The sequence below is a fragment of the Cobetia sp. 1AS1 genome, from assembly GCF_029846435.1.
Classification (GTDB): domain Bacteria; phylum Pseudomonadota; class Gammaproteobacteria; order Pseudomonadales; family Halomonadaceae; genus Cobetia; species Cobetia amphilecti.
The window spans coordinates 153,550-170,920 of the sequence record NZ_JARWKU010000004.1 but is presented as its reverse complement, the minus strand read 5'-3'; the positions used below and the strand labels follow the sequence as shown (position 1 = coordinate 170,920).

The 17,371-nt window shown below is 64.6% G+C and carries 15 protein-coding genes and 1 other RNA gene; 4 read left to right on the top strand and 12 right to left on the bottom strand.

All coding sequences use genetic code 11. The annotated features are described in order from the left end of the window. Positions 1-19 precede the first annotated feature (19 nt). The 10 genes from ftsW to rsmI all read right to left on the bottom strand — a co-directional run bounded on the left by ftsW (position 20) and on the right by rsmI (position 11,962). Positions 20-1,249, bottom strand: coding sequence for a putative lipid II flippase FtsW (ftsW, locus tag QD280_RS09400; protein ID WP_279839029.1), 1,230 nt, complete (start codon positions 1,247-1,249; stop codon positions 20-22). Further along, positions 1,242-2,753, bottom strand: coding sequence for a UDP-N-acetylmuramoyl-L-alanine--D-glutamate ligase (gene murD / locus QD280_RS09395; RefSeq protein ID WP_279839027.1), 1,512 nt, complete (start codon positions 2,751-2,753; stop codon positions 1,242-1,244). Before murD ends, ftsW begins: the two co-directional genes overlap by 8 nt. 13 nt (positions 2,754-2,766) lie before the next feature. Continuing rightward, the gene (gene mraY, locus QD280_RS09390) at positions 2,767-3,849 is read right to left on the bottom strand and encodes a phospho-N-acetylmuramoyl-pentapeptide-transferase (protein WP_043332504.1); all 1,083 of its coding nucleotides are present in this window, start codon (positions 3,847-3,849) and stop codon (positions 2,767-2,769) included. A gap of 9 nt (positions 3,850-3,858) precedes the next feature. Continuing rightward, positions 3,859-5,322, bottom strand: a complete 1,464-nt coding sequence (gene murF / locus QD280_RS09385; protein ID WP_279839025.1) for a UDP-N-acetylmuramoyl-tripeptide--D-alanyl-D-alanine ligase — start codon at positions 5,320-5,322, stop codon at positions 3,859-3,861. Beyond that, positions 5,319-6,917, bottom strand: coding sequence for a UDP-N-acetylmuramoyl-L-alanyl-D-glutamate--2,6-diaminopimelate ligase (locus QD280_RS09380; RefSeq protein WP_279839023.1), 1,599 nt, complete (start codon positions 6,915-6,917; stop codon positions 5,319-5,321). Before QD280_RS09380 ends, murF begins: the two co-directional genes overlap by 4 nt. A 105-nt stretch (positions 6,918-7,022) precedes the next feature. Then, positions 7,023-8,684, bottom strand: coding sequence for a penicillin-binding protein 2 (locus QD280_RS09375; RefSeq protein WP_279839126.1), 1,662 nt, complete (start codon positions 8,682-8,684; stop codon positions 7,023-7,025). 116 nt (positions 8,685-8,800) lie between these two features. Then, entirely contained in the window at positions 8,801-9,121 is a 321-nt protein-coding gene (gene ftsL / locus QD280_RS09370; RefSeq protein WP_043332508.1) for a cell division protein FtsL, read from the bottom strand. Positions 9,122-9,371: 250 nt separating this feature from the next. Continuing rightward, on the bottom strand, positions 9,372-10,358 hold the full coding sequence (gene rsmH, locus QD280_RS09365; RefSeq protein WP_054555089.1) for a 16S rRNA (cytosine(1402)-N(4))-methyltransferase RsmH: 987 nt from the start codon (positions 10,356-10,358) through the stop codon (positions 9,372-9,374). A gap of 285 nt (positions 10,359-10,643) precedes the next feature. Beyond that, positions 10,644-10,996: RNase P RNA component class A (gene rnpB / locus QD280_RS09360), an RNA gene on the bottom strand. 102 nt (positions 10,997-11,098) lie between these two features. Continuing rightward, on the bottom strand, positions 11,099-11,962 hold the full coding sequence (rsmI, locus tag QD280_RS09355; RefSeq protein WP_043332510.1) for a 16S rRNA (cytidine(1402)-2'-O)-methyltransferase: 864 nt from the start codon (positions 11,960-11,962) through the stop codon (positions 11,099-11,101). Positions 11,963-12,158: 196 nt separating this feature from the next. Between rsmI and QD280_RS09350 the strand changes: the two genes are divergently transcribed. From QD280_RS09350 to QD280_RS09335, 4 genes are read left to right on the top strand one after another with little or no spacing between them, the layout of a single operon-like run. Next, positions 12,159-14,060: a penicillin-binding protein activator gene (locus QD280_RS09350; RefSeq protein ID WP_279839021.1), complete on the top strand. Its 1,902-nt coding sequence runs from the start codon at positions 12,159-12,161 to the stop codon at positions 14,058-14,060. A 1-nt stretch (position 14,061) separates the two neighbouring features. Then, positions 14,062-14,463 carry a YraN family protein gene (locus tag QD280_RS09345; RefSeq protein ID WP_052384397.1) on the top strand — a complete coding sequence of 134 codons (402 nt, stop codon included), beginning with the start codon at positions 14,062-14,064 and terminating at the stop codon, positions 14,461-14,463. A 21-nt stretch (positions 14,464-14,484) separates the two neighbouring features. Further along, a complete protein-coding gene (locus tag QD280_RS09340; protein ID WP_043332512.1) occupies positions 14,485-15,078 on the top strand; it encodes a phosphoheptose isomerase in 594 nt (197 codons plus the stop codon). 37 nt (positions 15,079-15,115) lie between these two features. After that, a complete protein-coding gene (locus QD280_RS09335; protein ID WP_054555092.1) occupies positions 15,116-15,694 on the top strand; it encodes a BON domain-containing protein in 579 nt (192 codons plus the stop codon). 208 nt (positions 15,695-15,902) lie between these two features. On the opposite strand, the gene QD280_RS09330 is transcribed toward QD280_RS09335, so the two are convergent. Both QD280_RS09330 and sspA read right to left on the bottom strand, forming a co-directional pair. Further along, complete coding sequence (locus QD280_RS09330; RefSeq protein WP_043332514.1) at positions 15,903-16,499, bottom strand: ClpXP protease specificity-enhancing factor; 597 nt, start codon at positions 16,497-16,499, stop codon at positions 15,903-15,905. Between the two features lie 167 nt (positions 16,500-16,666). Continuing rightward, positions 16,667-17,293 carry a stringent starvation protein SspA gene (gene sspA, locus QD280_RS09325; RefSeq protein WP_043332516.1) on the bottom strand — a complete coding sequence of 209 codons (627 nt, stop codon included), beginning with the start codon at positions 17,291-17,293 and terminating at the stop codon, positions 16,667-16,669. Positions 17,294-17,371 lie beyond the last annotated feature (78 nt).

Sequence of the window (17,371 nt, the reverse complement as noted above, 5' to 3'; positions counted from 1 at the left end):
ATGGTAGAAGAAGATGACGTCATGCCTGTGCTCCTTGCGGTGTCTCGGTCGGCTTCTTGGCCTTGCGCCGGGGCGCGGCGGCATTTCCTGTCGAGGTGCGGGTCAGCTTGCGGGTCTCGGCATCGATACGCAGCAGTATCGCGATCTGCACGCAACTGACGATCAGGCTGGAGCCGCCATAACTCATCAGGGGCAGAGTCAGCCCCTTGGTGGGCAGCAGTCCGCTGGCCACACCGATGTTGATGAAGGCCTGCGCCCCCAGCACGAGGGCGATACCGTAGCCGAGGTAGGCGCTGAACGGCAAGCCGGCGAGTTCAGCGCGGCGACCGATCTTGAAGGCGCGGTAGATCAGCAGTCCGAACAGCGCCACCACGGCCGTCGCCCCGATCAAGCCAAGCTCTTCGGCCAGCACGGCAAACACGAAATCGGTATGTGCTTCCGGCAGATAGAACAGCTTCTGCACGCTGTTGCCCAGCCCCATGCCGCTCAGGTGGCCACGACCGAAGGCAATCAGCGCCTGGGTCAGCTGGTAGCCACTGTCATACATGTTGGCCCACGGGTCGGTATAGGTGGTCAGACGCTCCCAGCGATAGGGTTCGGCGATCGCCAACAGCCAACCACCACCGCCGGCCAGGCCCAGCAAGACGATGAAGCCCCACCAGGCAACGCCCGCCATCAGCAGCATGCCCATCACGGCGCCGCCCATCACCACGATGGAGCCAAAGTCAGGCTCCAGCGCCAGCAGCACGATCATCAGCAACAAGGGGACGCAGGGCAGAATGAGGCCGTTGACGACGCTGGCGCGCACCTTGTCGAGGCGGCGGTCCAGATAGCCGGCCAGCCAGATCATCAGACACAGCTTGGCGATCTCTGAGGCCTGCACCCCGCCGACCAATGGCAGCGGTATCCAGCGCTTGGCGCCGTTGATCTCACGCCCGACCACCAACACGACCACCAGCAGCACGAAGCCCAGCATCAGCATCGCGAAGCTGCGCTGCTGCCAGGCAGACATCGGCACGCGCAGCGTACAGATCGCGGCCACCAGGCCGATCACGATGAAGATGCCGTGGCGCATGCTGTAGTAGAAGGCATTGCCATCGAAGCGCTCGCTCGAGATCTCGCTGGAGGCAGAGGTCACCATCACCCAGCCGATACACAGGATCGCCAGCGCGCAGAACAGCAGCCAGCCGTCGACGGGCTGACGCTCTGCCGTCAGGGTGTCATGGACTCGCCGGGCCTTGTTACGCATCGCAGGCTTCCTTGTCGCTGCCGCCAGGGCCAGAATTGCAGTCAGCACCGGACATGATGTGCTGCGTGACCCAGTCACGGAACGCATCGCCGCGCGCCATGTAATTGGGGAACTGATCGAGACTGGCGCAGGCCGGTGACAGCAGTACGCAGTCCCCCGCCTGAGCGATCTGTCGAGCATGACGCATGGCCTCCAACAGCGTCATGACTGGCGTCACGGTAACGCCATCGGCCAGGGCTTGCGTCAATAGCGGCGCATCCTGACCGAACACCACCGCCTCACGGGCGTAACGGGCCAGTGGCGCCGCCAGCGGCGTGAAATCCGCGCCCTTGCCCTGGCCACCGGCCAGCAATATCAGCTTGCCCTCGAGCGTCGGGCCGAGACCGGCGATCGCCGCCAGCGTCGCCCCGACATTGGTGCCCTTAGAATCATTGATCCAGCGCACGCCCGCCACCTCGGCGATCAGCTCGCCGCGATGCGGCAGCCCCGCGAAGCTTGCTAGCTCGGCGACCATCGCCGTCTCGTCGAGGCCGATCGCGGTGCCCATCGCGAGTGCCGCCAGCGCATTGGCCTGATTGTGGCGGCCGGCCAGTCGCACCTCCGCAGCAGGCATCACGCCGCGCAGCTGGCCAGACTCGACATGACACAGCGACAGCGTGCCGCACTGCTCCGCCAGGCACCATTGCGCCTGCCTGGTAGCCTCATCGGTCGACTTACCGGCCGACTCCCCGAGCTGCACGCTGAAGCTGACTCGCGCCACCGCATCATTCTCGGCCGGCCAGCTCCAGGCGTCATCGGCATTGATGACCGCAAGGCCTGCGCCGCGGAAGATACCGCGCTTGGCGGCCTGATAGCCGCGCATGCCATCGTGGCGATCCAGGTGATCTTCGGAGAGATTCAGGAAGCAGGCGACATCGGCCTTGAGCTCAGGCGTGGTCTCGAGCTGGAAGGAAGACAGCTCCAGCACGTAGAGCTCGGCATCAGGCTGCTCACGCAACAATGTCAGCGCGGCAGTGCCCAGATTGCCGCCGACCGCCACGTCACGACCGGCACGCACGGCCATCTGCGCGATCAGTGTGGTCACGGTGGACTTGGCGTTCGAGCCGGTGATCGCGACCAGCGTGGGCCGCTTGCCCTGCGCATCGCGGGCCTGGCGCTCGTCCAGCGCACGCACGAAGAGTGCGATCTCGCCGACCAGCCGCTCGCGAACCCCATCGAATACCGCCTGACGCGGGTCAATACCTGGACTGAGCACCACCTCGCCGAAGCGTGACAGGTCCAACGCTTCCAGCGGGCCGAGATGTACCTCGGCCTGCGGCGCATGCTCGCGCAGGCTCTCGAGGCCCGGCGGTGCGCTACGGGTATCGGCGACGGCAAAGTCGATGCCGCGATCACTCAGATGGCGAGCGATCGCCTGTCCGGAGACACCAAGACCGACCACCAGGGTCGGTCCTTTGGCAGGCACCGGCGAGGCCGGTGCTTGAGAGGTGACAGAGAGGGTCATCGCGAATGCGTCCTCAGCGAACCTTGAGTGTGGCCAGGCCAAGCAGCACCAGCACGACGGTGATGATCCAGAAGCGCACGATGACGCGCGGCTCCGGCCAGCCTTTCAGCTCGAAGTGGTGATGCAGCGGCGCCATGCGGAAGATGCGTCGCCCGGTCAGCTTGTAGGAGCCGACCTGCAGGATCACCGAGACGGTTTCCATCACGAAGACGCCACCCATGATGAACAGCACGATTTCCTGACGCACGATGACCGCCACGACCCCCAGTGCCGCGCCGAGTGCCAGCGCGCCCACATCGCCCATGAAGACCTGGGCGGGATAGGTGTTGAACCACAGGAAACCGAGGCCGGCACCCGCGATGGTGGCGCAGAACACGGCCAGCTCGCCGGAACCGGCGATGAACGGAATGTGCAGATACTCGGCGAACTTCAGGTTGCCAGAGGCGTAGGCGAAGATGGCCAGGCCCATGGCGACCAGTACGGTCGGCATGATCGCCAGACCATCGAGGCCATCGGTCAGATTGACCGCATTGGAGCTGCCGACGATCACGAAGTAGGTCAGCACCATGTAGAACACGCCCAGCGGGATGACGACGTCCTTGAAGAACGGTACCAGCAGGCCCGTCTCGGCCGGCGTGCTCGCCGTCAGGTACAGCACCACGGCGGCGCCGATGCCCACCACCGACTGCCAGAAGTACTTCCAGCGCGCCGGCAGGCCACGCGGATTCTTCTCCACCACCTTGCGGTAGTCATCGACCCAGCCGACGGCGCCGAAGCCCAGCGTGACGGCCAGCACCACCCAGACATACAGGTTGGTCAGATCGCCCCACAGCAGGGTGGAGACGGCCATCGACAGCAGGATCATCACGCCGCCCATGGTCGGGGTGCCGGCCTTGGAAAGGTGAGACTTGGGGCCATCGTCGCGCACGGCCTGGCCGATCTGACCATCGACGAGCTTGCGTATGACCCAGGGACCCAGCCATAGACACAGCAACAGTGCCGTCAACGTGGCCAATACCACGCGCAGGGTCAGATAATTGAAAACCGTAAAGGCGCCATTGAATTGGGCCAGAAACTCAGCAAGCAGCAGCAGCATGACTCACATTCACCTTGATGCGTCGACCTTGAGCGCGGCAACGACATTCTCCATGCCAGCGCTGCGAGACCCCTTGACCAGAACACTGGCCCCGGTGGGTAGATGGTTACGGGCGTAAGCTTCCAGCTCTGCCCGCTCGATAAAGTGCTTGCCACCGGCCCCGAAGGCCTCGGCAGTCGCCTGGGCGCCCTCGCCGCAGGTGGCAATGAAATCTATGCCCAGCTTGCGGGCGTGGTCGCCCACCTCGGCATGCAGACGTTCGGCGTCTGCTCCGAGTTCGCCCATGGCGCCCATCAGGCACCAGCGCGGCGCAGGCAGTGTCGCCAGCAGATCCAGCGCCGCCAGCATGGCGCCGGGGTTGGCGTTGTAGCTGTCATCCAGCAGACGCGAACCGTTGATGCCCGCCACGACGCCCAGCCTGCCGGGCACGCTCTCGGCGCTCTCGAGTCCGGCGATCACCAGATCACTGTCGATGCCCAGTGCCAGGCACGCCGCGGCAGCCGCCAGCGCATTGGCCACGTTGTGACGCCCCAGCAACGCCAGCTGGACACGACCGAGCGAGCGGCCATCAAACGTCAGTTCGAAAGCATAACGCCCGAGTTCATCCGCGCCTAGCTCACGTGCCTGCAGGCGTGCCGGGCGGTCAACGCTATCCACGCTGCCATCCACAACGTCATCCGCAACGCTGAAGTCGATGACATCGACCGCCTGGCCGGTTGCGGCCAGCGCCTGCCATAGCGAGAAGTAGGCGTCATCACGGTTGAGCACCGCGACCGGACGTCGCCCTCCCAACGGGCTCAAGCCCGCCAGGATCTCGCCCTTGGCCTGGGCGATCTGCCCCATGCCGCCGAATTCGCCGACATGGGCGCCGGTGACATTGGTGATCACCGCCACTTGCGGGCGCGCCAGGGCCGTCGTCCAGGCGATCTCGCCGAGATGATTGGCGCCCAGCTCGACCACGCCGTGCTGGTGGGCATTGCTCAAGCGCAGCAACGTCATCGGCAGGCCGAAATCGTTGTTGAGGTTGCCGTGATTGGCGAGGCTTTCGGCCTCGAAACGCGCGGCATCCCGCACAAGGATGGCATGCACCAGGCCCTTGACGCTGGTCTTGCCGCTGTTGCCGGTCACCGCGATCAGCGGCCTCCCCCAGGCACGGCGACGCGCCGCCGCCAGCAGCCCGAAGGCCAGCCGGGTATCCGCGACGACGATCTGCGGCAGCGGATCATCCACTGCCCGCTCGACCAGCGCCGCGACGGCGCCATTGGCGCGCGCCTGGGCGAGGAAGTCATGGGCATCGAAGCGCTCACCCTTCAGGGCCACGAACAGCGGTGCGGCCTGCTCGCCAAGCTTGCGGGTGTCCGTCTCGATGGCGCCCAGCGCCTGATCGCGCAATGCCTGTGGCAACTGCACCCCGAGCACCGCGGCCACTTCCTCGAAGGTACTCAGACCGACGGGCTGTTCAGGCGCACTCATGCGTCACGCTCCTGACCTTCCAGCATCGAGAGCTCTCGACGCTCCAGCGCCGCGACCGCATGAGCCACATCGGAAAACGGCAGTCGCTGACCGTCGATTTCCTGATAGTCCTCGTGCCCCTTGCCGGCGATCAGGATGACATCATGCTCGCCGGCATCGCGGATGACCTGGGCAATGGCTTCGCCCCGCTCGGCGATATCCAGCACGCGCTCGCGGGCATGAATGCCGGTCATCATCTGCTGACGGATGGCGGCGGCATCCTCGCTACGCGGATTGTCATCGGTGATCACGACACGATCGGCGCCCTGTTCGGCGGCCGTGGCCATCAGCGGACGCTTGCCGCTGTCGCGATCGCCGCCACAGCCGAGCACACACCACAGGCGCGCATCATCCCGCGCCGGAAGGTGGGCGCGCAGCGCGGTCAGTGCCGTCTCGACGGCCTCCGGCGTGTGGGCATAGTCGACCACCACCACCGGCGCGCCATCACGGCTCAGGCGCTGCATGCGCCCCGGTACCGGCGTCAGACGCGGCGCGGCGGCAAACAGCCCCTCGAACGAATAGTCGAGGCCATGCAGGATCAGCATTGCCAGCAAGGCGTTGTCGAGATTGAAGCGCCCCATCAGATTGAGGCCCAGCTCGCGCTCGCCATCCGGCGTCGCGATCACGGCAACCTGGCCCAGCGGCTCGGGGAAGACATCCAGCACGCGCAGGGTCGCGACATCATCACGCCCCATCGCCAGCACTCGCACGCCGCGCTGCATGCCGGCCAGCATCAGACGCGCCAGCGCATCATCGGCATTGAGCACCGCAAGCTTGAGTTCGGGGCGCTTGAACAGCTTCGCCTTGGCCGCCGCATAGGCCGCCATGCTGCCGTGGTAGTCGAGGTGGTCTCGCGAAAGATTGGTATAGCCCGCGACGGTGAAGCGACAGCCATTGACGCGCCCTTGATCGAGCGCATGCGAGGAGACTTCCATCGCGATCAGCTCGGCACCGGCCAGGCTCAGGCCCTTGAGCGCCGCCTGCACGGCCAGAGCATCAGGCGTGGTGCGCTCGCCCGCGACCAACGCGCCGGGACGCCCGATGCCGAGCGTGCCGATCATGCCGGCGGGCGTGCCCATCGCTTCGGCCAGCTCGGCGATGTAATGGGTGACGGAAGACTTGCCATTGGTGCCCGTGACCCCGACCAGCGTCAGCGACTCGGGCACACTGAAGGCCTGGCGGCCCAGCTCACCGAGCTGCTCGCCCAGGTTCTCGAGCCAGACGACTCTGGCATCGCCTGAATGCAGCGCGAGACGTGCATCCCCGCCTGCGGGTCTTTCGGCCAGCACCAGCTCGGCACCGCCCTCAAGCGCCGCGGCGATATAGTCGCGGCCATCGCTGGCGATGCCGGGGATGGCAATGAAGAGGGAGCCCTGCGCGGCACTGCGACTGTCGATCGTCAGGTGCCAGTCATCGCGCGCGGCAAGCCGTGCACGGCAATCGTCATTGAGGGCGCCTGGCCACAGCGCCAGCAATGCTGCCAGCATGTCTGTCGCCGTGGCCAACGGGCGCGCCAGAAACTCGCCCAGGCGCCTGGAATCGTGCGGTGAAGTCATGTCGGAAGACCTTCCTTGTTCCCGATGTCCCGGAACGTATTCACTACATGAGAAAAAAGACGCAGTCGCCCGCCTGAGGCCGACGACCGTGCCACATGAAAAGCGTTACTCACCGACCTTGCTGTCCGGCGGCACATCCAGCAGGCGCAATGCCTTGCCCACCACGCGCCCGAACACGGGCGCCGCCACCAGACCGCCGTAATATTCTTCCCCTTTGGGGTTCTCGATCATCACCACGGTCACGATACGCGGATCAGACACCGGTGCCACACCCGCGAACAACGAACGATACGCGGTCTTCTGATAACCACCGGCCGTCACCTTGCGCACGGTGCCGGTCTTGCCGGCGATGCGATAGCCTTCGACCACCGCCCGCTTGGCAGGCCCGTTGGGCTGCACGATCTTTTCCATCATGCCGAGCAAGGCGTGCGCGTTGTCCGATGAGATCACCTGGTCACCGACCGGCGGCGTCTTGACCTTGAGCAGCGACGGCGGCACACGACGGCCGTCGTTGGCGAGCGCGGTGTAGGCGCTGGCCAGCTGCAGCGCCGAGACGCTGATACCGTAACCGTAGGAGATGGAGGCCCGCTTGCTGCGCGACCAGTTGGTCGGCGGCGGCAGCACGCCGGTCGTCTCGCCCGGGAAGCCGGTGCCCGGCGCCTGACCGAGGCCCAGCTCATAGTAGCGATTCCACACCGCATCATCCTCGAGACTCAGCGCCATGCGGCTCATGCCGATATTCGAGGAATGATAGAGGATGCCCGCCATGTCGAGCTTGCCGTAGTTGCGGAAGTCACGAATGGTGAACTGATCGACCCGCATGTAACCCGGCGTGGTATCGATCACCGAGTCCGGCTGATACTTGCTGGAGGCAAGGCCGGCGCTCATCGACAGCGGCTTCATGACCGAGCCGGGCTCGAAGGCATCGGTGATCGCGCGGTTGCGTAGCCCGGCGGGATCAAGCCCGGCGCGGTTGTTCGGGTTATAGGACTTCTGATTGACCATCGCCAGCACTTCGCCGGTGCGCGCATCCATCATCACCAGGGTGCCGCCATCGGCGCGGTGCTCCGCCACGGCCGCCTTGAGCTCGCGGTAGGCCATGTATTGCAGACGCAGGTCGATGGAAAGGGTCAGGTCGCCACCGGGCTTGGCTTCGCTGATCAGATGCAGGTCACGCACCAGGCGCCCCTTGCGATCCTTGAGCACACGTCGCTTGCCCGGCGTACCGGAAAGGTAGGAATTGTAGGCAAGCTCAAGCCCCTCCTGGCCCTTGTCATCGACGTTGGTCACGCCGATCAACTGGGCGGAGACTTCTCCGGAGGGGTAATAGCGCTTGTATTCCTGCTTGTGGCTGACGCCCGGAATATCGAGGTCGATGGCAGGCTGGGCCTGCGGCGGGGTCATCTGGCGTTTGATGTACATGAAGCCCTTGCCGGCATCACGATAGCGGCGGACGCGTGCGATCAGATCATCCGGCTCCTGACCCAGCGCGCGCGCCAGCAATGACAGCCGCACGGGGTCGTCGGGCACCTTGCGCGGGTCGGCCCACAGGGTGATGACCGGCGTGGAGATCGCCAGCGGCTCACCGGTGCGATCGGTGATCATGCCGCGGTGAGCATTGATGCTGTCGACACGCAGGGTGCGTGCGTCGCCCTGATCCTGCAGGAACTGCTGATCGAAGAGCTGGAGATAGCCGATGCGGCCGACCAGAGCGACAAGCCCGGCCAGCACGATGAAGAGCATGATGCGATAGCGGGCAGGCCCCATGGCCGCGCGCGCGCTCTTGCGGGCACCGCTTGCGGCCTTGGGACGAGCGGGCGTCTCAGCGCCGGTGGCTTTGCGCGGATTGCGCGGGCGAGACGAAGGCGGGCGACGCGTGGCCATCAGCGAATGACCTCGACATCGTGGACATCCGGGACGCGCATCTCGAGTCGCTCGATGCTGATGCTTTCGATACGCGCCGGTGCCGACCAGGCACTCTCTTCCAGCAACAGGCGGCCCCAGCGTGCACGCGCATCATCGCGCGCCGCTTCCAGCTTCTGCAGCTGGGCATATTGGCCGCGCGAGAGGTGGGAGCTGATCACGACAGCAGCGGCAGAGCCGAGCAGACTGAGCATCAGCACCGCGAAACACAGGTGACGCCAACGCATCTGCACCTTGATCGGCCAGTTACCCGTCCAGCCATCCTGTCTCCGTCCCGCCATGCCGACTCCCTAATCACTCTGAACGTGATGCCCCGCATCACGAATATCCTTGCAGACTGCCAACGTGCAGGCGCGATGTTCGCTCACTTGTTTGAAGCGCCCGGCGCATTATGTCAGCAAGTGGCGTTAGCCGCTAAGAGTTGCAGCACGGCAACACTTGTGTCGTCCTTTCACCACAGCCCACTTGCGCGCGCGCCTGCCGGTAGGCAGGCGCAGAAAGAGGCACGATTCCCCAGAGGGAGCACTGACGCTATTTGAGCTTTTCGGCAATGCGCATCACGGCACTGCGCGAACGGACATTGGCATCGACTTCGCTTTGCGAAGCCTTCTGCGCCTTGCCCACCAACTTGAGACGCTTGTTGAGCTGGTCTTCACGGATCGGCATGCCACGTGGTGCCTGATCCCCCCGCGCCTTGTCACGCATGAAGCGCTTGACGATGCGGTCTTCCAGCGAGTGGAAGCTGATCACGACCAGACGACCGCCGGGCTTGAGCGCCTCGAGACCGGCATCCAGCGCGCGGGTCAGCTCATCCAGCTCACCATTGATGTGAATGCGGATCGCCTGGAAGACACGCGTCGCCGGGTGCTTGTGCTTCTCCCAGTTGGGGTGGGCATCCTTGATCAGGCTGGCGAAGTCGCCGGTGCGCGTGATGGGTCGCTCGGCACGACGCTCCACCACGGCGCGTGCCAGACGCTTGGCATAACGCTCCTCACCATAGGTCTTGAAGACCCAGGCCATGTCCTCGGCACTGGCACGCGACAGCCACTCGGCGGCGCTCTCGCCACTGGTGGGGTCCATGCGCATGTCCAGCGGGCCATCATTCATGAAGCTGAAGCCACGCTCGGCATCATCCAGCTGCGGGGATGACACGCCGATGTCGAGCAGGATGCCATCCAGCTGGCCGTGCACGCCCTCACGCTCGGCATACTCGCCAAGACGCGCGAATTCACCGGCATGGATACTGAAACGCTCGTCATCGATGGTCGCAGCTTCCGCCAGCGCCTGGGGGTCACGATCACAGGCGATTAGACGCCCCTCGGGCGCCAGACGCGACAGGATCAGACGCGAATGGCCACCGCGACCGAAGGTGCCGTCGAAGTAGACGCCGGCCGTGTCCTGAATCAGGCCATCGACCGCGCCATCGAGCATGACACTGACATGCGCGAAGCGATCAGCCACTTCGACGGACTCGGTATCGGCAGACTCGGTAACGGAAGGAGCGCTGGGCTTGGACATGACGAAACTCTGGACCTTGGCACGCGATGCGAGCAGTGAAAGCCGGTGGCAAAGGGCACCGACAGCATAAGAGCGGAAACAGCGCCTGCGTGCAGCAGGCAAGCGGCTGAAACACGAATTCAAGTGCCATAACCGACAACCGGCGCCTGTCACGGCAGCGTGTTCGTTGCCATCCAACTGCAATGGTCATTCACGAAACACGCAGCGGACGGCGCCGGTCATGCGAATTCAAGGTGTGCTGCCATCGCTCGCATCGCGAAGGCTGGCAGCACACTGACGTTATAAGGCGGGAGATGGCCGATAAGCCGGGTCTTGTCGTGGACAGTCATTCATCTAGGCCCTGAATCACTACAGGGCTCAAGCAACCAACCCGCCCCCACTGCGGGCAGCAGCATAGGGGGCCTATTTGGTCTTGCTCCAGGTGGGGTTTACCTCGCCGCGAACTGTTACCAGCCGCGCGGTGCGCTCTTACCGCACCCTTTCACCCTTACCGGTCAGCCGAAGCTGACGTAGGCGGTCTTCTCTCTGCTGCACTTGCCGTCGGCTCGCGCCGCCCAGACGTTATCTGGCACCTTGCCCTATGGAGCCCGGACTTTCCTCCCCCAGCTTGCGCTGGCGGCGACTGTCTGGCCGTCTCCCAAGCGCGCAAGACTACCAGTGTCATGGGCCTTTCACAAGACGAAGCCTGCGCAGGCCGAACAATGGCAGCGGCAAAAAAGTCTGGCGTGACAGAGGTTTGCTTATTCCTCTGCCGCGTCCTTCATGGCTTGCGCCTTGGCATACCAGGCTTTCTTGCGCCCGCCCACCAGACGCGTGGCGATGGCGGCCATCTGCTTGACGCCGACACCCTCCTCGAACAGCACCTGCAACAGGGCGTCGCCTTCGACACTGGCCGCCTCGTCGCCGTCACGTGCCGGCGCTCCTTCGATCATGACCACGAACTCACCGCGGGTCTGATCACTGTCAGCGTCCATCTGCGCCAACAGCTCGGCTGCCGTGCCATCGAGGAAGGTCTCGAAGGTCTTGGTCAGCTCACGGGCCAGCACGACCCGGCGCTCGCCCAGCACCTCGCGAATATCGCCGAGCAGCGCCTGGATGCGGTGCGGAGACTCGTACAGCACATGGGTGGCGCTATCGTCGCGCAGCGCGGCAAGGCGCGCCTGACGCGGGCCACCCTTGTGGGCCAGAAAGCCCTCGAAGGTGAAGCGATCCGTCGGCAGGCCCGCCGCGCTGAGGGCGGTGATCAACGCGCACGGCCCCGGCAGCGGCACTACCTTGAAGCCACGCTCGCGCAGGGCGCGCACGACGATGAAGCCGGGATCGGAGATCAGCGGCGTGCCGGCATCGGAGACCAGCGCGACGCGTCGGCCTGCCTCCAGCGCCTGACACAGCTGGTCGACACGACCACGTTCGTTGTGATCGTGCAGGGACATCATGGGCACTTCCAGGCCCAGGTGACGCAGCAACCGCGCGCTGTGGCGGGTATCCTCGGCTGCGATCAGGTCCACTTCTCCCAGCACCCGCGCGGCGCGGGGACTGAGATCATCGAGGTTACCAATCGGCGTGGCGACCACGTACAATACGCCTTCAGAAGACTCGGACATTCAATGCTTCGACTCGTTGAACTCAATGGTAGAAATGGTCGTCAGACACAGGCAGATTGCCTTGGGACATTTCATCCGAAGGACGCTGCATGCGTGGCCCTGATCGACCGAGTGCCATGATGCCTTTCACCCTTCATCACAGTAGGCGGCGATGCAGTCCTGACCGCATCGCCCATCAGCCAAGGGACCGTCGTACATGCGCCAGACATGGAATCGTGCATCAGCCAATACGCTGAGCACTTCGTCAGCCATCCGGCAGGAGGCCGCGCGCCGTTCACGTTCCGGCCTGCGCACGCTGGCGGGCCTCGCCGCCTCCGCCCTGCTGCTGGCAGGGTGTGCCGGACAGTCACCGCTTTCCAGCGGCCCCGGTGCCGATGCCCTGCTCGCTCAGGCCGAGCAGCAACAGGGTCAGCAAGCGGCCAGTACGCGCCTGCACGCTGCGGACATCCTAGCACGCAGCGGCGACAACGCGCAGGCGATCACCATCGCATCCGACATCGATCCAACAAGCCTCGAGCCGCAGGAACGCGTGCAATGGGCCCTGCTGCTGTCGCGTATCGCGCTTGAGCAGCAGGACGGCTGGAACACGATCCTGGCCACCTCGGTGCTCGAGGACAACATCCAGATGTCCAGCGATGACCAGCGCACACTGCGCAAGCGTCGCGGCCTGGCACTCGGCATGGTCGGCGAACCCCTGGCCAGCGCCCAGACCCTGATCGCCCTGCAGGCCGACAGCGATGACCTGAGCATCAACGACACCCTGTGGGAGCAGCTCACGCGCCTCTCACCCAGCCAGCTCAATGAGCTGGCCAGTGCCAGCCCCACCGCCAGTGGCTGGACGGACCTGCTGCGCCTGCAGCGTCGCTTCGGCGGCAACATCGACCAGATGTTCTCCGCCATCAACGACTGGTCGGACGCCAACCCGCAGCATCCCGCCGCACGCCAGATGCCGCAGGGCATTCTCGACCTGCGCGAGCTCTCCGGCCAGGAAGTGCGCAAGATTGCCGTCTTCCTCCCCGAGTCCGGTTCGCTCAAGCGGATCGCCCAGGCCATCCGTGAAGGCATCGAGGCGCGCCATCGCAGCGCCATCGACAATGCCGAGGCCACGCCGCAGCTGAGCTTCTATGACACCTCGAGCGCGGACCTCAAGACCCTGTATGCCCGTGCCACCATGGATGGCGCCCAGGTCGTGCTCGGCCCGCTGGACAAGAAGCTGGTCAGTCAGCTCGAGACCCAGAACAGCCTTCCGCTGCCGACACTGGCCCTCAACTACGGCACCCATGACAGCAACCGTGCCGACAACCTGTTCCAGTACGGCCTGTCCGCCGAGGACGAAGCCCGCCAGGTCGCCATGCGCGCCGCACTCGACGGCCATCGTGGCGCCGCCGCTCTGGTGCCCAACAATGCCTGGGGCCAGCGCGTCTACAGCGCCTTCCGCGACCGCTTCGAGCAGGAGGGCGGCGACATCGTCTCCGTCGAGCGCTACAACCCCAAGGGCGCCGTCAGCTCAGCCGTCAAGGACCTGCTGTCGGTCTCGAACCAGGATCAGGCGCGCATGAAGTCCGCCAAGAAATCCGGCAGCAAATACGGCCGCGCCCATTCCGGCAACATCGACATGATCTTCCTGCTGGCACTGCCGAGCTATGCGCGCCAGGTGCCGCCGATGCTGGACTTCTACTACGCGGGCGACCTGCCGATCTACGGCACCTCCCATCTCTATGACGGCGCACCGCAGCCCGATCAGGATGGCGACCTCAATGGCGTCGACTTCGTGGACATTCCCTGGGAAGTGCCGGAGGCCTCCTCCGGCGGCAAGGCGTCCCTGCCGGAAGTCGACACCTACCGCGCCCTGTCCGATGCTTCACCGCGCATGCTCAAGCTCAACGCCATGGGGGTCGATGCCTATCGTCTGGCCCAGCGCGTACCGCTGATGCTGGCCGGTGCGGGCGGCGAACTCTTCGGCGCCACCGGCAGCCTTTTCCCGCGCCACGATGGCCGCATCGAGCGCACGCTGCCCTGGGCTGAATTCAGAGGTGGCGTACCGCGTCCGCCACTGAAAGGCGCCAACAGCCGCACCGTCGAAGCCTACACGCCCTGACATGACACGCGCCGACTCGCCCTCTGGCAAGGCGCACCCGCCTCCCCAGCGTCGCGCCCGAGCGCGCGGCGCCGTCATCGAGGCGGAGGTAGAACAATGGCTGGCAGCGCGTGGCCTGACCCCCGTCACGCGCAACCAGCATGCCAAGGGCGGCGAGATCGACCTGATCATGCGTGACGCCGAGACCCTGGTCTTCATCGAGGTGCGCTACCGGGCCAACTCCCGCTTCGGCAGCGCACTGGAAAGCGTGACCCATACCAAGCAACGCCGGCTGATCACTGCCGCGCGTTTTTATCTGGCCCAGCACGGGCTATCATGTTCCTGCCGCTTCGACGTGGTAGGCGTGGAGGGGACCTCCCCTCGTTCCATTCACTGGATTCGCCACGCCTTCGAAGCGTTCTGAAGCCAACGACCAAGAGCCATCATGGATTTCCAATCGCGTATTCTCGGCCACTTCAACGCCAGCATTGACACCAAGACCTACGCCAGCGAAGTGCTGCCGCCCTTCATCGAAGCGGCCAGCCAGATGATGGTCCAGAGCCTGGTCAATGACGGCAAGATCCTGGCCTGCGGCAACGGCGGCAGCGCCGGCGACAGCCAGCATTTCTCCTCCGAGCTGCTCAACCGCTTCGAGCGTGAGCGCCCGAGCCTGCCGGCCATCGCGCTGACCACCGACACCTCCACGCTGACGTCCATCGCCAACGACTACAGTTACAACGAGGTGTTCTCCAAGCAGATCCGCGCCCTGGGGCAGCCCGGCGACATCCTGCTGGCCATCTCCACCAGCGGCAACTCCGCCAACGTGGTGCAGGCCATCCAGGCGGCTCACGACCGCGACATGCGCGTCGTCGCCTTGACCGGCCGTGACGGTGGCGACATGGCGTCACTGCTGGGCAGCGAAGACTGCGAGATTCGTGTTCCCGCCACCTCTACGGCACGCATCCAGGAAGTCCATCTGCTGGCCATCCACTGCCTGTGCGACCTGATTGATCATCAGCTGTTCGGCAGCAACGAGTAATCCGCGCGCCCCACGGCATTCACCAGGAGAAAACGGCATGACGCCCAAGAATCTGCTTTCCCTCATGGCCACCGCCGGCTTCCTGACGCTAGCCGGCTGCACCACCGTCGCCGACCTGACCAACAGCGGCCCGATCGACGAAGACTATGGCGATCGCACCCTGGGCGCCCAGGTGGAAGACGAGAGCATCGAGACCAAGATCGAGGTCAATCTCGGCAAGACCGATGCCCGCTTCAATGATGCCCACGTCAACGTGAACTCCTACAACGGCATGGTGCTGCTGACCGGCCAGGTCGCCAGCGACGAGCTGAAGCAGAAGGCCACGGACATCGCCAAGGACGTGCGTCGCGTGCGTCAGGTGCACAACGCGCTGGAAATCAGCGCCAATGCCCCGGCCAGCCAGCGCGTGCAGGACACCTGGCTGACCACGCGCGTCAAGGCCACGCTGGCGGCGGATGCCAACATCGACTCCGGTCGCATCCTGGTACTCACCGAGAATGCCAGCGTCTACCTGATGGGTATCGTGACCCGCGCCGAAGCCGACCAGATCGTCAGCAAGGTCTCTGAAGTCGGCGGCATCCAGCGTATCGCCAAGGTCTTCGAGTACCTCGACTGATCGCGGTGGCGCGCTTGCATGCCTGACATGCCTGACATGCAAAGTGCCCTGAACGAAAAGTGCCCCGAACGAAACGTGCCCTGATTAAATAGTGCCCAGAATGAAAAATGCCCCGCAGGCCGAAGCCTGCGGGGCATTTTTCATGACAGGAGCGACATCAGGCGGGCAATGACCAACCCTCATCCATCGCCCCCACCTGCCGACGTGATTACTTGATCACGCGCAGCGAAGGACGCCCCTTGCGCGGCGGCTTGGGCTGATCATTGTCATCAGCCCCCTGCTCGTCACTGGCCGAGTCCGACGCCTGCTCTTCACCGGCGACTTCGGCATCAGCGCCTGAGCTGGTCTCGACGGACGCATCCGCTGATTCCGAGGCAGGCACCTCTTCCTCGACGGGCGCACTGCCGACACTGGCCAGCGTCGGGCGCGCTGCGGCGGCCGGCTCGGCATCTGGCGCGGCTTCACCGAATGTCATCTCATCGGCACCCGGCATCACCGGCTCGTGACCGAAGACCATACCGACACCGTTTTCACGCGAATACAGCGCGACCAGGGCCGCCGTCGGCACGCTGACGTGCATCGGCTGACCACCGAAGCGGGCATTGAAGCTGACCCCTTCATTGGCGATCAACAGATCACGCACCGCACCGGGTGCGATATTGAGCACGATCTGGCCGTTCTGGACGTGTTGACGCGGAACCTGGACACCTTCCTGCTCGGCGTCCACCACGATGTACGGCGTATTGTCGTTATCCAGCAGCCACTCGTAGAGTGCGCGTGCCAGATAAGGGCGACTGGAAAGCATGGGAGAACCTCTTGAACTGCAATGAGTGTCAGCGACGACCGAAGTCCATTCCGCCAACGGGCCAACGCCCCGCACATCGCTCACATCCATCATCCACAGACTGATGAGCGAGGGCGAAAGCCCGAATGCGTGACCGATCGATCAATGACCGAAAGATCACGCACGGATCAGATGCGCATCTCGCGCTCGGCCTCGGACAGCGACGCCTTGAAGGCATCACGCCCGAACAACCGCTCCATGTAGGTCAGCAGCGGCTTGACCTGCTTCTCCGGCAGCTCGATTCCCAGTGTCGGCAAGCGCCACAGGATCGGGGCAATGCAGGTGTCCACCAGCGAGAACTCGTCGCTCATGAAGAACGGCATGTCGTCGAAGATCGGGGAAATGCCGATCAGGCTTTCACGCAATTCCTTGCGCGCCTTGTCGGCTTCCTTCTTGGTGCCTGTCTGGATGGTTTCCATCATCGGCACCCATTCGCGCTCGATGCGGTGCATCCACAGACGGCTCTGGGCGCGCGCCACCGGATACACCGGCAACAGCGGCGGATGCGGGAAACGCTCGTCCAGATATTCCATCATGACCTTGGACTCGTAGAGCACCAGGTCGCGATCCAGCAGCGTCGGCACACTGTTGTACGGGTTCAGGTCGGCCAGTTCGGCCGGACGGCTGTCATCATCCACATCAATGATATCGACTGCCACACCCTTCTCGGCCAGCACGATCCGTACACGGTGGCTGAAGTGGTCGTCACCACCGGAGTAGAAGGTCATCGATGAACGCTTGGCCACAACACCCATGAAACTGTCCTCGCATCTGTTCGAGACATGCCCGTGTCAGCTTTTGGCCTGACAAACGGGGATAAGTTTCCTCTGGCC

What these genes read in the sequence shown, in the direction of transcription:
- QD280_RS09330 (WP_043332514.1), bottom strand. Translation starts at nt 16,499, where the DNA reads ATGCTTTCCAGTCGCCCTTATCTGGCACGCGCACTCTACGAGTGGCTG.
- murF (WP_279839025.1), bottom strand. Translation starts at nt 5,322, where the DNA reads ATGAGTGCGCCTGAACAGCCCGTCGGTCTGAGTACCTTCGAGGAAGTG.
- QD280_RS09340 (WP_043332512.1), top strand. Translation starts at nt 14,485, where the DNA reads ATGGATTTCCAATCGCGTATTCTCGGCCACTTCAACGCCAGCATTGAC.
- QD280_RS09380 (WP_279839023.1), bottom strand. Translation starts at nt 6,917, where the DNA reads ATGACTTCACCGCACGATTCCAGGCGCCTGGGCGAGTTTCTGGCGCGC.
- QD280_RS09345 (WP_052384397.1), top strand. Translation starts at nt 14,062, where the DNA reads ATGACACGCGCCGACTCGCCCTCTGGCAAGGCGCACCCGCCTCCCCAG.
- ftsL (WP_043332508.1), bottom strand. Translation starts at nt 9,121, where the DNA reads ATGGCGGGACGGAGACAGGATGGCTGGACGGGTAACTGGCCGATCAAG.
- mraY (WP_043332504.1), bottom strand. Translation starts at nt 3,849, where the DNA reads ATGCTGCTGCTGCTTGCTGAGTTTCTGGCCCAATTCAATGGCGCCTTT.
- QD280_RS09375 (WP_279839126.1), bottom strand. Translation starts at nt 8,684, where the DNA reads ATGGGGCCTGCCCGCTATCGCATCATGCTCTTCATCGTGCTGGCCGGG.
- sspA (WP_043332516.1), bottom strand. Translation starts at nt 17,293, where the DNA reads ATGGGTGTTGTGGCCAAGCGTTCATCGATGACCTTCTACTCCGGTGGT.
- ftsW (WP_279839029.1), bottom strand. Translation starts at nt 1,249, where the DNA reads ATGCGTAACAAGGCCCGGCGAGTCCATGACACCCTGACGGCAGAGCGT.
- murD (WP_279839027.1), bottom strand. Translation starts at nt 2,753, where the DNA reads ATGACCCTCTCTGTCACCTCTCAAGCACCGGCCTCGCCGGTGCCTGCC.
- rsmH (WP_054555089.1), bottom strand. Translation starts at nt 10,358, where the DNA reads ATGTCCAAGCCCAGCGCTCCTTCCGTTACCGAGTCTGCCGATACCGAG.
- rsmI (WP_043332510.1), bottom strand. Translation starts at nt 11,962, where the DNA reads ATGTCCGAGTCTTCTGAAGGCGTATTGTACGTGGTCGCCACGCCGATT.
- QD280_RS09350 (WP_279839021.1), top strand. Translation starts at nt 12,159, where the DNA reads ATGCGCCAGACATGGAATCGTGCATCAGCCAATACGCTGAGCACTTCG.
- QD280_RS09335 (WP_054555092.1), top strand. Translation starts at nt 15,116, where the DNA reads ATGACGCCCAAGAATCTGCTTTCCCTCATGGCCACCGCCGGCTTCCTG.